We start from the raw sequence: 13,028 nt of genomic DNA, 5'->3' as shown, positions 1-13,028 counted from the left end.
GGATGAAAGTAGCACAAAAACGATAGAAATTACAGACAATAGGAAATCATTCGTCCGGCACCCGTGTCCGCACCGAATGCGCGTGGCTGTCCTCATCCCCTTCTGAGACACGCGGCCCGGCCTCGAACAGCCCGACACCGCGCATCCTGAAGTTGCCTTCAATGATCGTTTGAAATGCGCCGCCGGTTGTTGCACGGTCAACTGCAAGCAGCGCCTCCCCCACCGCCGCATAGGTGAGGGTTTCCGCATCCAGCATACTCCAGGCTGCCGCCAGGTAGGCGCCCAGAAAGTCACGAGCCTCCAGCAGCGCGATACGAAACCCTTCAGGATCAGCCGCATAGCTCTCGTCAAACAGCGCCTGCATGACATCGCTGTAATAGGGCGACTCCTCCAGATGGTCGGACAGATCCTCCATTTCAGGCGTGATCAGCCGATGCACCAGTAGACGCTCATGAAAGATATCGACCAGTATATCAAACATCGCTCCAGTCAGCGGTTCCGAAAGCGCATGCTCGCTGCTCCAGCCGCGGGCGAATTCCTGCAATGTTCTGGTATTTGCTGCCATCCGGATTTGCTCATTTCCGGCAAGTTCCGCAAAGCGGTTCAACTGATTGAAGGTGTATAGATTGCCCCGGGTGTTCTCCAGCAGCTTCTCGACCACCGAACCAAAATGAAGCGAGGCGATCAGCGCCACCATGTCCGCCGCAGATTCGTGAAACCCGTAATATTCTCCCGGCACGTCCTCAGACACCGGCATCCCAACAACGCTATAGATGATGGCATGGCCGACCTCATGCGCGACGACGTCAAAATTCAAGCTGTAGGCACGGTACTCGCCTCCATGCTCGCTAGTGCCGCCGGTTTCCAGAAAGCCCCAGCCGATATGGGCGTTGTCCAGACTCGGCAGCAGGGACAATTCCAGCCGGTCATAGTCGCGCGCGAAATGCCAGGGGATCGGATGCCCAAAGTATTCCTCCCACACATCCAGGGTGAAATGGGCGGAGGCAAACAGATGCGCTGCCTCGAAACCGGGGTCCGATGGCGAGATATGGATAAAGTGCCCGTCTTCATCCGGTTCCGGCGGCGGATGCACCTCACCATGCCAAGGCGGCAGATACATGCCGGGCCCGTAAGGCCCCGGTACGATAGCGCCAAAAGGAATGGTCTTGCCTGCCGGGTTGACCACATACATCCGCGGACCCGACGGTCCCGGCCCAAGCGAGCCAGGAGGCGCGGATATTTCGACCAGCTCCAGCTGCGGTTCGGACATCCGGAAAGGCGACTGCGGAAACAGCAGAAAACGCGTTCCCGGCGCTTCCTCCACAAATTCCAAAGGGTCGTGCATGCGGTCCTCCCATCCTGCGGAGGCCTTGTCCTTTGCCCTGCCTACTTCCGGCCTTCTGCCGCTGGCCGTGTTTTGCACTTCTGATGATACATGAATTCGCGCCGGATCAGCTCAAAGAATTCATCCCGGCTGCGGCAGCCAATTGATTCCACGTATTCGCCGAGCTTGTCCGGAACGTCCCCCTGCAGCAGCGTCTCAAAATACCAAGCCGTCAGCTGCAAACGCTCTGCATCGCTCAAGGGGCCGGGCAGCGGCTCCTGCGTCTCCAGATACTGCTCCTTTGACCGCGCCCGCATTTTCAATCCTGCGTAGACGCCTGCCCGCCGCAATTCTGCCAAGAGGTGCGAGGCCAGCTTACCGTTCAGGCTGTCCGCCACGCTCCCGGCAAGGGCTGCTTCCCCCAGCCAATCTTCATAAGCCGACGCGGTCAGTCCATTGTCATCCAGCCACTTGCGCAGGCTTTTGCTGCTGTATAAGCCCAGCGCCTCGCGATGCGCTGCCATCTGCGCAGTCAGTGTTTCCCGCTTTACCGTGCGGCCGTTCTGTCTGGCGTCCTGCAGGGCCAATTGGCGCAGCAGGGCGCGGGCGCGGAAGTCCTCATAGCGGTCGGGTTCCAGCCGCAGTTCATCCAGAACCTGCCAGTCTTCCGCCTGCAAACGCTGCGCTTCCGCTTCGACACGCCGCGTCAGGGTTTGCCAGGCAAGCGTGCGTTCAACCTTTTGAGGCGGCGCTTGGCCGGGACCGCCCCCTTCTTCCAAGTACGCCGCCATGCGCACCAGCATCTCGCGCGCATCGTCCCGCTTGGCATCCACCCGCCCGGACTTTAGCCAGACCTTGAACCCATCGCACCAGGCCTCTCCCTGGAAATCCGCCAGAATCTGATCCCAGACCCGGTGCTGGTAAAACCGTGCCTTTGCGGCACCCAGCAAGGCCGCCGCCTGATCCGCGCCCAGCACCCCTTCGTTCCCGGCCCGCGCAACCGTGGCCCGGATGGAGACCATCGGCTCACTCAGCGGGGCAAAACCCAGCTCCGCCGGGCTGTGCAGCACCGCGACCTCATCATCGTCAATTATCGCGCCAACGGCGTAGGCCTCATAAATCCGGCCGACACCCACCATGCCGAAAGCGGACAGCTCAGCCGCTCTCAGCGCCCCCATGCTGGCACTGCCGAAGACAGCGATCCCCTGCTCCATCGCCCAAAGGATTTCTTTGTGCCAGACAGAGGGCACACCTTGGAAATACCCGTCTATCAGGCCAATGGCCTTGGCCCCTTGCCGGGCAGCCCTGTAAATGTCGCCTTGGCCGGCCGGAGGCAGGACCGTTGCCTCGAGATACGCCCCCACCTCTTCTGCCCCTATGGTAGGGCCAGCAAAAACCACTGCCGTCATAGCCCGACCTCCGAGGCTGCGAGCGCCCGCGGTCCCGCTAAAAAATCAGGATCGTCATGCGGTGCCTCCAACCCCGGGATCACTGCGCGCACCACGGCGATACCCAAGCCGGGACGTGACAGGTCGACTGTCAGAACCTGCCGCATACTTGCCGCAGCCAGCCTGTCCAGAAGCCAGGACAAATCCTCCTCGAAAGACGGTGATGAAAAGCCCGGGCACTCCTCAAATCGGGCGGTTTCCGAAGTCTGCTCCAGCAACCGCCGGACATATCGCGTTCGTTCGGCAGACGCCTGCGGCGTAAATTCCTCCGGCTCCAGGTCGTCGCGGGCACCGGAGATATAGGTCAGCCGCGTCTGCGCCGCCTCCGTCAGCGCCCGCAGCAGGGCAATGCCCCGGTCCGGGTGGCAGCCGCTGCCTATCCCGATGTGCCCGGGCCGGGCGCCGTCCTCGCAGATCATGCAGTGAAACGCTGGAACGCCAATGTCAGAAGTGATGTCCCAGATGCCTGCCTGCAAACCTGCATTCTCAAACCGCTCCAGCGCTTCGCGGCAGCGCGGGTCCCCGATTGCGGTGTGGTTGATCCGAGGGCCGGGCGTCGCGTGATGCCATAAAGTGATCGCATCCCGCTCGATCAATTCGCAGACGGCGTGGCACGTGGCCTCCGCTACGCTGTTACCTGAAGCAAGCCCATTAGTCGTGCGCGGAAAGGCCCCCTGCCCGCCGCAAGGCCGCGCGGTGTAGTCGGTGTCCACCATTTCAAAGGGCAGCCAATGCGGCTGCCCTGAGACTAGGTCTGTGCCCTCCACCCACAACATCGGGCCATAGGGATCAAAACTGCCGCCTGTCACCCGCGGCAGGCGCTCCGCATCAGCGACCAGGGCCTCCTGCTGCAGGTCAGCGTAACTCGCCACCCGCAGCGGCCGCGTGATCCGCTCGGCGTGCCAGGTTTCAACCGCCTCCATCACACCAGAGGCCTGCGCCGCATCCAGCGTAAGCCCCTTGCCCAGCGCCACCGCGACAGAGCGGGAGTTCGGCCTGGCCACCATCACCGTTGGCAGGCCAACCCGGTCCAGGCCAGTCAGATTTGCGATACGAGTGATGCCCATCCCGGCCAGGTGCGGCTTGACGGCTTCCAGCGTCTGCGCCGGGTCGCACAGCCGGTGAGTGTCCAGCACGTATCCTTTCTGCTGCGCCTTCGGCATGGGGCAGGCCTCATTTTTCATGACCGCCACGGATGATCTGCCGGCAGCAACCAGGCAGCCGGCACGCTTTGCCCAAGGATGCGGGATCACGCGCTGCTGGTCAACAAATCCGCACTTCCAGCCGCTTGGCGCCTCACAGCGAAGTCACTGCGGCGGCCGAAAATCAAAAACCGGCACAAAGCTTGCAGGGGCCAAGGACTGCTCCAGCAGATCAGCCCCGATCGTGCTCTGATCGAAAACCATGATCTCAGGCCCTGCATGTTGCACACGCAGCGTTCCCTCAATCGCCCGCACCGCCATTTCGACCGCCAGCCGCCCTTGCAGCACGGGAAAATCCGTCGGTGCCGCTATGATACGCTCACGCAGCACACCCCGGTAAACAGCGTGGGTCATGTAGTCCGAAACCACCTGCACCCTGCCTTGCAACCCCCGTGCACGCAGGACCGAGACAGCGGCTTGGGCTGCCGGTGCAGAACCGGCGATGTAATCAATGCCCTCGGCCTCATCCAGCGCCTCCTCAACCAGCCGCACCTGAATTTCCCGGCCTGTATCTCCGTATTTCGTCACCGCAACCACTGCCGAACTATCCTGCAGCGCCGTGCGAAACCCCTGTTCCACAAATTTCACCCAGCCCGCGTTTTCGGGCCCCGGAAACCAAGCGACTTTCACAGGCGCCCCGCCCTTGGGGTGGCGCGCGGCGATGACCCGCCCTGCCACGGCCCCCATCTCCGTCCAGGACACCCCCACCTTGGCGGTGATCCCCGTATCGGCAATGTCGTTGACCGCAGCAATCACCGGCACCGCCTCTGATATCCGCTGGACCGTGCTGGTGAGCCCGCCGTAGGACACCGTGCCAAGGATCAGCGCGTCCGCCCCAGCGGCCACGCAGTCTTCCACCTGACGGATCTGCCGCTGCAAATTGGGATAGCCGCCGGCCTCGACCAGCTGGAAGGAGACTCCCAGCCGGGCCGCCTCAGCCACCATGCCGTAATTGACGCTGAGCCAGTAAGCATCCTTAAGATGCGGATAGGCGACGCACAACCGCCACGCCCGAGAGGCCGTTTCCAATGGCTGGTAATCGGCCGCGGCATATCCGCTTTCGTAGTCAAATGGGATTCGGGGGACTTGAAGGCGCCAGGTTTCCGCCGCAGCGGGCGTGCAAAACACCGCAAGTAAAAACGACCAGACTGCGCGCATGAATTCCCCTTCCTGCCGCCGAAGATAGGCAGAGCTAGGAAAAAGGGAAATTCAAAATTGCGCCGCACTCAAATGCGCGCGACAGTTCAGGAATGTTAGGAAAGCTCGGTCTCGGCGGTAAATTGAGCCTCGCATTCATAGTCATTGCGGGTCTTCCGGCCCTTGCCGGCATCCTTGGCCTGGTCGAGCTTAGAACACTTGCACGCCGCCAGGCAGAGGTGATCAGCCAGACAATTCCCGCCATAGCAGAGGTGCGCGGCATGGCCGAAGAGAGCACCCGCATCATCGCAATTGCCCCCGAACTGGCCGCCGTAACCTCTCAATCCGAACGGAAGAACCGTGCCCGCTTTCTCGCGGACCAGGTAGACGCCCTGACCCGCCGGCTTGACGCGCTGGAGCAGGCTGGGGGAGTGGGGTCGGCGCGGCTGCGGGCGACTGTGACGGATGCGGCCCGCGTGCTCGCCCTGCTGGACGGCCTGGTTGAGGACCGTATTTCGTTGCGCAAGGAATTCAAACAGCTCGCCGAACGCAACCTGACGGCTGCAAGCAGTCTTCTGAGCATGGCGGATACTCTGGTGGCCAATGCCGAGATGGGTACCACCGCGGTGATCTCGAGCCTTTATGGCCCCGGTGCATCTCCAATAGAGGAACAAGCCCGCACCGACACACTCGACAAGCTGATTGAGGTTGACCTGTTCCAACTGGGCCTGATGTTCGAGCTGAGGTCGCAGACAGCGGAAATCGGGCTGCTGATCAACCGGATTGAAGACGCTGGCAACGAAATCGAGCTGGGGGAAATCGAAGCTTCGCTTATCAGCCGACTGCGGATCGTCTCGCGCCGGGTCAAAGCCATTCGCGACCCTGGGCGGCGCCAGCAGGCCGAAAGCTACGCTGCCCAGTTGCAGAGTGTTCCGGACCCTGATGCAGGTCTCTTTGTGCTGCGTGACCGGATCCTCGCCACCGAAAACCGCATAACCGCCCTCAAGCAGGAACTGCAGAACACCGCGCTGCGTCTTGGCGACGAAGCCGCCTCCGTGGCCGATCAGGCGCAGGCCCGGGCAATCCGGTCCGGCCATGACGCCGCATTGGACGTGCAGCAGGCGCAACTGCGCAACGGCTTCGCTGCGGCTGCCGGCTTTGTGCTGTCGCTGGCGGTGCTGTGGTTCTATGTGCGCGGCAGCATCACCCGCCGCCTCAACCGGCTCTCCGGCACTATGGCGGCGCTGATGCGCGGTCAGCTGGACCATCCGGTGCGGCCTAGGGGCAAGGATGAGATCGCCCGCATGGAGGGGGCCGTCGAAGTCTTCCGCCAGCAAGCCATCGAAAAGCTGGAACTGGAACGGATGCGGGACCGCAACGAACAAGAGCTTAGGGAGCACCGCAACAACCTGCAGAACCTGGTGAATGAGCAAACTGAACGGCTGCAGGAGGAGGTCGAAGCCCACGACGAGGCGCGGCAGAAGGCTGAAGCTGCTGATCAGGCGAAATCCGAATTCCTTGCCATGATGAGCCACGAAATCCGCACCCCGATGAATGGCGTGCTGGGGATGCTGCGCAGCCTGTCGGACGATGGCCTGCCGCCCCGGCAGATGGAGCGGCTGCGGGCAGCGCTGACTTCCGGCCAGAACCTGCTGAAGATCCTGAACGACATCCTGGACTATTCAAAAATTGAAAGCGGTGCTCTAAAGCCCGAGATTACAACCTTTTCGCTGCGCGAACTGGTGACTGACATCGTGGTTTTGTTGCGGCCCGGTGCCGATGCCAAGGGCGTCCACCTGTGGCTTGACGCACCGGAGGGAGGGGCCGACGTTGTACAGGGCGACGCCGCCAAGCTGCGGCAGATTCTGTTTAACCTCCTGTCCAACGCACTGAAATTCACCGATGAAGGCGAGGTGATCCTGCGGGTCAGGTCCAATGGGAAGACCGACGGACGGCACCGGGTGACGTTTGAAGTCAGCGACACCGGCCGGGGCATCTCAGACGAGGCTAAGCGCAGGGTTTTCGAGGCCTTCGAGCAGGAAGACACCGACACCGCCCGCAAATTCGGCGGCACCGGATTGGGGCTGGCGATCAGCAGGCATTTTGCCGACGCCATAGGTGCCCGGTTGTCGCTGGAAAGCACCAAAGGCGTAGGCTCGGTGTTCACGCTATCCCTTGAGATGGAGCCCGGCAATCCGGCTGACCTCTCACCAGAGGAGCCGCGAGCCCCGGTGGCGCGGGCGGAAACCGCTTTGTCCGTGCTGGTCGTGGAAGACAATGAGATCAACCAGATGGTCGCCCAAGGCTATTTGGAGCGCATGGGCCACCGGTGCCATTGCGTTGGCAGTGCGGAGGAGGCGCTGGAGCTGCTGCCGGGCTCCCGGTTCGACCTCGTTCTGATGGATGTGAACTTGCCTGGGATCAGCGGTACTGAGGCCACCCGCCGCTTGCGTTCGCTGCCGGATCCGCGGCTTGCCAAGCTGCCGGTCATCGGGATCTCAGCGCATGTTCAAGAGGAACAGATCGAAACCCACCTGCAGGCTGGCATGAACGGATTTGTCGCCAAACCAGTCTCGCCAGAACGCCTGGCTAGGGCGATGGAAAGCGTTATGCAGGGCCGCGACGGCGCGATTTATCTGTCTGCGCGGCACACGGACCCGGACCAAATGGACCGCCACGCCAGCCTGCGGCGGAAGATGCAGGAAAACATGCAGGACCTAGGCGCGGCGCAGGCCCTGGACATCGCGCGGATGTTCGAGCGCGAGCTGCCGCACAGCCTTACCCGCATGAGCGACGCGCTGGAAGCCAAGGACTTTGCGGCCCTGGCAAGAGACGCGCACCGTGCCAAGGGGGCTGCCGGTACATTCGGCCAGCAGGAACTGGCGGCGCTGCTGTCTGAACTCGAGAAAGAGGCCTCCAATGGAAATCTGTCCGGAGCAAGGGTTCAGCTGGACGCCCTGAACCGCCTGGCGCCGCGGCTCTTGAACGCGCTGGCAACGGTGCTGCGCGATTGCGAAGACGTCAGCTCAAAGGCGCCGTGAAGACATAACCCTCGCCGTGAACGGTGGTGATGACCCGCGGGTTGCCCGGATCCTCCTCCAGCTTGCCGCGCAGACGCCGGATCAGCACATCCACGGTACGGGGGTTGCCGCCGTACTGCCGGTGGGTGACCCGGCTCATCAGCGCATCGCGCGACGCTACCTCTCCCGCACGGCTGACCAGCATATCCAGCACTTCGAACTCGGCCCGGGTCAGCGGGATGCTGTTACCGTCAACGGTCTGCAAATGCCGGGCCGCCACGTCGAATTGGAACTTGCCGAACTTGTAGATCCGCCGGGACAGGCGGCGGATGTCCTCAGTCCGCCGCAGCAGGTTCTTGATCCGCGCCAGCAGCTCACGCCGGTTGAAAGGCTTACAGACATAATCATCCGCACCAAGCTCCAGCCCGACAATTCGGTCGATCTCATCATCCCGGCCGGTTACCAGAATGATCCCGATCTCTGACTTTGCCCGCTGCTCACGCGTGATCTGCAACCCATCCTTGCCCGGCAGGTTGATGTCGACCAGCAGCAGATCAACCTCCTGCTCCTCCAGAATTTTCTCCGCGTCTTCTGCAGTTTCGGCCTGCGAAACTTCATACCCTTGCGCATCCAGATAACTGGCGAGAGTGGCCCGGGTGACCGGCTCGTCCTCGATGATCAGAATATGCGCCATGAACGCGGTGCCCCACTGCGAAACTTTCCTATCGGTTAACAAATTTTAACAAAACAAGCCAGCCTGTTCATTCCATCGGGCTGACCTGTTCACATCCGCTGCCTAGCCTCCCCTCCCGAAAGCGAGGCTTTCACACCGCAAAAAAGGCTCAGGCCATCAGGACCCGGGCTGCGACAACAGGGAGACACACATGAACTACCGGCAATACCTTTTGGCCACTGCAGCGGCCATGACCATGGCAGCCCCGATGGCACTGGCGGAAGACTCCTCAGACCCGATCATTATTCCCGTCCACAACTGGTCAAGCCAGATCGTGATGAGCCACGTTGTCGGCCAGATTTTCGAATCAATGGGCAACAATGTCGAATATGTCTCGACCGACAGCCAGGCGGTCTATGAGTCCGTGCGCCTGGGCGATGTGACGCTGGAGCTGGAGGTTTGGGAAGGCGCCTTTGGCAAGTCTTTCAACGAGGCGCTGGCCAAGGGCGGCCTGCATGACGCAGGCGACCACAACGCCGTCACCCGCGAGGATTGGTGGTATCCGGCCTGGACCAAGGAAGCCTGCCCCGGCCTGCCGGACTGGCAAGCACTGAACGAATGCGCTGCCGTTTTTGCCACGCCTGAGACCGGCGACAAGGGCCGCTTCCTGGGCGGTCCCGTCGATTGGCTCAAACATGATGCAGAGCGGGTAGAAGCTCTGGACATGAACTTTACTGTGGTGAATGCGGGCTCAGCTTCTGCACTCTGGGCCGAAGTGGCCGCGGCGGAGAAGACCAAAAGGCCGGTGGTGATCTTCAACTGGACCCCGAACTTTGCCGAGGCCGTCTGGCCTGGCGAATTTGTTGAGTTCCCCCAATGGGTCGAAGGCTGTGACAAGGACCCCGCTGTCGGCCCGAACCCCGACGCCACTTATGACTGCGGCAACCCGGCGAACGGCTACCTGAAGAAGGCCGCCTGGGACGGCATGAAGGACAAGTGGCCTGCGGCATATGAAACCCTGACCCAGATCAGCTTCACTAACCCGCAGATCGCCGAGATGGCCAAGCTGGTCGACATTGACGAGATGGAACCCGAGGACGCAGCCGCCGAATGGCTGGAGGCCAACGAGGATCTCTGGAAACCCTGGACCGGTTCCTGATTTCCGCACCTTCCGCCAACCAGCCGGGGCGGTTCGCTGCCCCGGTGTCTTTGCTAAAGAAAGTTAAGCCATGACCGCCGCCACCCCCGTCATTTCCTGCAAGAACGTCTGGAAGCTGTTTGGCGCCAATCCGGAACAGTATCTGAAATCGCTGACCGGCAATCCGGACTTTGATGAAATCCGCCAGGCCGGCTACATCGCGGCGGTCCGGGACGTGTCGCTGGACATTGCCAAGGGCGAGATGCTGGTGATCATGGGGCTGTCAGGCTCCGGCAAATCGACCTTTGTCCGCTGCCTGTCCCGCCTCATTGATATCACCGGCGGCGAGGTCCGGGTCGAAGGCCAGAACATCGGCGAAATGTCCGAGAAAGAGCTGATTGATCTGCGACGTAACAAGATGGGCATGGTGTTCCAAAGCTTCGGCCTGCTGCCCCACCGCACCGTGCTGGACAACGTCGCCTTCCCGCTGGAAATGCGCGGCCAGGACCGCCACGAGCGCCGCGCCCGCGCGCTGGAAGTCATTGAGCTGGTCGGCCTCTCGGGCCGCGAGGATTATTTTCCGCGGGAACTGTCCGGTGGCCAGCAGCAACGTGTCGGTATCGCTCGCAGCCTGGCGATCGAACCTGACATCTGGTTCCTGGATGAGCCCTTCTCGGCGCTGGACCCGCTGATCCGCCGCGAAATGCAGGACGAATTCCTCCGCCTGCAGGAAATGCTGGGCAAGACCATCGTCTTCATCACCCACGACTTTGACGAAGCCCTTCGCCTAGCCGACCGCATCGCAATCATGAAGGACGGCGTGGTCGAGCAATGCGACACTCCCGACCAGATTGTGCTGAACCCGGCCACTGAATATGTCGCCAAATTCACTGAAGAAATCGAGAAGGCCCGCGTTGTCCACGCCGGCGTGCTGGCCCGCGAGGTGAACGGCCACAGCCTGACCGGAACGGCGATCGGAGAAAAACAAACCATCTCCGAACTGGCCCGCCTGCTGATCAATGACAACCGCGACTTTCTGCCTGTTGCCAACAGCGCCGGCAGCCTGGTCGGCGCCATGAGCCGCCAGGAAGCGCTCGACGTGCTGCTGGGAGAGGCATCATGACGGACCAGGCGATGATACTTTCCGATAGAAACCATGGTTGGACACGCGCCAAGACCGGCTGGGCGATCTTCGCCGCGGCTTGCCTGCTGGCCGCTGGCAACTCTGTGCTGCCTGCCGGGCTTGTGCGGCCGCCAGAATGGCTGGTGCTGCCCTTTGCCGACTGGATCAATGCGGTTTTCGCATTTCTTCGCGACGATCTAGGCCTCCTCTACCTGACACGTGCCTTTGCCGATGGTGTCGAATGGCTGCTCGATGTGACCGCCAATCTGCTCTATGGCAAAAACCGCTGGCCGCGCATCGGCCCCATGCCGTGGACTGTGATCGCCAGCATAGGCTTTGTCATCGGCTATGCCCTGCAAGGCTGGCGGCTGTCGCTTTTAACCGGCGGCACCTTTGTCTGGATCGCTGTTATGGGGCAGTGGAAATGGGCGATGGAGACCCTCTCGGTTATCGTCGTCGCCGCCCCCTTCTCTATCCTCTTCGGCCTCGTCATGGGCATCTTCGCCTGGCGTTCCAAAACCTTTGAACGGATCCTGAACCCGATTCTGAACATTGCGCAAAGCCTGCCGCATTTCGCCTATATGATCCCGGTCGTGGTGTTCATCGGCGTCGGCCCCAAGGCAGGCGCCATCGTCACCATCATCTTCTCGGTGCCGCCAATGATCCGCATGTCTCTGCTCGGCTTGCGCAAGGTGCCGCATGAGGTGATCGAAAGCGGTCATATGTGTGGCTCCACCCGCTGGCAACTGCTGCGCCACGTGCGCATTCCCACCGCCCGGACAGAGATCCTGGTCGGCGTGAACCAGGTGATCATGCAGTGTCTGGCCATGGTGGTTCTGGCCAGCTTCATCGGTATGCCGGGCTTGGGCCAGAAACTGCTGCAACTGTTGCAGGCGCTGAAGATCGGCCGCTCCGTTGAGATCGGCATCACCATCGTGCTGCTGGCGGTAATGCTGGACCGCTGCACCAAGGCCTGGGCCACGAAACAGCCCGAACACTTCGAGAAGGGCACCTCCTTTGCCGTCCGCAACAGGTTCCTGCTGCTGGGCCTTGGCCTGTCACTGGCCTGCCTCGTGCTGGCACAGTTCATCCCGCTGATGGACCAGATCGGCCGCCGCGACGCCTTCACCATCTCCAAACCGATTGACGCGGTTGCAGACTGGTTCATCGTGCTGATCGACCCGGTCACCCAATGGCTGCGCTGGTTCCTGATCACCTGGGTGCTGATCCCAATCCGCGATGCCTTTCTGTGGATGCCCTATGCCGCGGTGCTCGCACTGCTGGCCGCGGCCGGCTGGGCCATCGGCGGTTTGCGCTCGGCCCTGGTGTGCCTCGCCTTCTTTGGCCTCATCGCCATGTCCGGCTGGTGGGACCGCGCAATGATCACGGTCTATACCGTCGTGGTTGCCGTCTCGATTGCCGCCGTGATCGGCTTCCCGCTGGGCATCTGGGGATCGTTCCACGAAAAGCGCGCCGCCCTTGCCCTGCTGATTTGCGACACGCTGCAGACTTTCCCCAGCTTCATCTACCTTATCCCGGTGGTCATGCTGTTCGGCGTGAACGACGTGGCGGTAATCGGCGCGGTTGTCCTTTTCGCCGCCGTGCCGCTGGTGCGATACACCATCGAAGGGCTGCGCCAGGTGCCGGAAACCCTGATCGAGGCCGCCGACATGTCCGGCGCCACACGGTTGCAGACCTTGTGGAAGGTCCGCCTGCCGATGGCCCTGCCCACCATCATGGTCGGCGTGAACCAATCGGTCATGTTCTCTCTGTTCATGGTAATCATCGCCGCCTTCATCGGCACCCAGGACCTGGGCCAGGAGATGCAGCGCGCCCTGTCCTCCACCGATGTGGGCAAGGGGCTGGTTCTGGGTCTCGCCGTCGCCTTCATGGGGCTGATGGTAGACCACCTTGTCACCACTTGGGCCAAGTCCAGGAAAGACGCGCTGGGACTGGAGTAAGA

The 13,028-nt window shown here is 61.9% G+C and carries 9 protein-coding genes; 4 read left to right on the top strand and 5 right to left on the bottom strand.

What is annotated here, in order from left to right; genetic code table 11:
• Nucleotides 1-46: 46 nt before the first annotated feature.
• From AC4HIX_RS17800 to torT, 4 genes are all read right to left on the bottom strand, one after another.
• Nucleotides 47-1,345 carry a gluzincin family metallopeptidase gene (locus tag AC4HIX_RS17800; protein WP_490399955.1) on the bottom strand — a complete coding sequence of 433 codons (1,299 nt, stop codon included), beginning with the start codon at nt 1,343-1,345 and terminating at the stop codon, nt 47-49.
• Nucleotides 1,346-1,386: 41 nt separating this feature from the next.
• On the bottom strand, nt 1,387-2,733 hold the full coding sequence (locus tag AC4HIX_RS17795; protein ID WP_490399954.1) for a TfuA-like protein: 1,347 nt from the start codon (nt 2,731-2,733) through the stop codon (nt 1,387-1,389).
• The gene (locus AC4HIX_RS17790) at nt 2,730-3,935 is read right to left on the bottom strand and encodes a YcaO-like family protein (protein WP_490399953.1); all 1,206 of its coding nucleotides are present in this window, start codon (nt 3,933-3,935) and stop codon (nt 2,730-2,732) included. Before AC4HIX_RS17790 ends, AC4HIX_RS17795 begins: the two co-directional genes overlap by 4 nt.
• Nucleotides 3,936-4,079: 144 nt before the next feature.
• Entirely contained in the window at nt 4,080-5,132 is a 1,053-nt protein-coding gene (gene torT / locus AC4HIX_RS17785) for a TMAO reductase system periplasmic protein TorT (protein WP_490399952.1), read from the bottom strand.
• Between the two features lie 122 nt (nt 5,133-5,254).
• Here torT and torS point away from each other — a divergent pair, with 122 nt between their 5' ends.
• The gene (torS, locus tag AC4HIX_RS17780; RefSeq protein WP_490399951.1) at nt 5,255-8,152 is read left to right on the top strand and encodes a TMAO reductase system sensor histidine kinase/response regulator TorS; all 2,898 of its coding nucleotides are present in this window, start codon (nt 5,255-5,257) and stop codon (nt 8,150-8,152) included.
• Here the strand turns inward: torS and AC4HIX_RS17775 are convergent.
• Nucleotides 8,133-8,825, bottom strand: coding sequence for a response regulator (locus AC4HIX_RS17775; protein ID WP_490399950.1), 693 nt, complete (start codon nt 8,823-8,825; stop codon nt 8,133-8,135). The genes torS and AC4HIX_RS17775 overlap by 20 nt on opposite strands.
• A gap of 190 nt (nt 8,826-9,015) precedes the next feature.
• On the opposite strand from AC4HIX_RS17775, the gene AC4HIX_RS17770 reads away from it, so the two are divergent.
• From AC4HIX_RS17770 to AC4HIX_RS17760, 3 genes are all read left to right on the top strand, one after another.
• Complete coding sequence (locus AC4HIX_RS17770) at nt 9,016-9,963, top strand: ABC transporter substrate-binding protein (protein WP_475047760.1); 948 nt, start codon at nt 9,016-9,018, stop codon at nt 9,961-9,963.
• A gap of 70 nt (nt 9,964-10,033) precedes the next feature.
• Nucleotides 10,034-11,065, top strand: coding sequence for a quaternary amine ABC transporter ATP-binding protein (locus tag AC4HIX_RS17765; RefSeq protein ID WP_490399949.1), 1,032 nt, complete (start codon nt 10,034-10,036; stop codon nt 11,063-11,065).
• Nucleotides 11,062-13,026 carry an ABC transporter permease gene (locus AC4HIX_RS17760; protein WP_490399948.1) on the top strand — a complete coding sequence of 655 codons (1,965 nt, stop codon included), beginning with the start codon at nt 11,062-11,064 and terminating at the stop codon, nt 13,024-13,026. The genes AC4HIX_RS17765 and AC4HIX_RS17760 overlap by 4 nt, the downstream gene beginning before the upstream one ends.
• The last annotated feature ends 2 nt before the right edge of the window (nt 13,027-13,028 follow it).

This window comes from Leisingera sp., assembly GCF_982940295.1.
This window is presented reverse-complemented; position numbering and strand designations above follow the sequence as displayed.

Excerpts from the sequence above, each read along its gene's own strand:
- AC4HIX_RS17800 (WP_490399955.1), bottom strand. The coding sequence starts at position 1,345 with ATGCACGACCCTTTGGAATTTGTGGAGGAAGCGCCGGGAACGCGTTTT.
- torT (WP_490399952.1), bottom strand. The coding sequence starts at position 5,132 with ATGCGCGCAGTCTGGTCGTTTTTACTTGCGGTGTTTTGCACGCCCGCT.
- AC4HIX_RS17770 (WP_475047760.1), top strand. The coding sequence starts at position 9,016 with ATGAACTACCGGCAATACCTTTTGGCCACTGCAGCGGCCATGACCATG.
- AC4HIX_RS17765 (WP_490399949.1), top strand. The coding sequence starts at position 10,034 with ATGACCGCCGCCACCCCCGTCATTTCCTGCAAGAACGTCTGGAAGCTG.
- AC4HIX_RS17760 (WP_490399948.1), top strand. The coding sequence starts at position 11,062 with ATGACGGACCAGGCGATGATACTTTCCGATAGAAACCATGGTTGGACA.
- AC4HIX_RS17775 (WP_490399950.1), bottom strand. The coding sequence starts at position 8,825 with ATGGCGCATATTCTGATCATCGAGGACGAGCCGGTCACCCGGGCCACT.
- AC4HIX_RS17795 (WP_490399954.1), bottom strand. The coding sequence starts at position 2,733 with ATGACGGCAGTGGTTTTTGCTGGCCCTACCATAGGGGCAGAAGAGGTG.
- AC4HIX_RS17790 (WP_490399953.1), bottom strand. The coding sequence starts at position 3,935 with ATGCCGAAGGCGCAGCAGAAAGGATACGTGCTGGACACTCACCGGCTG.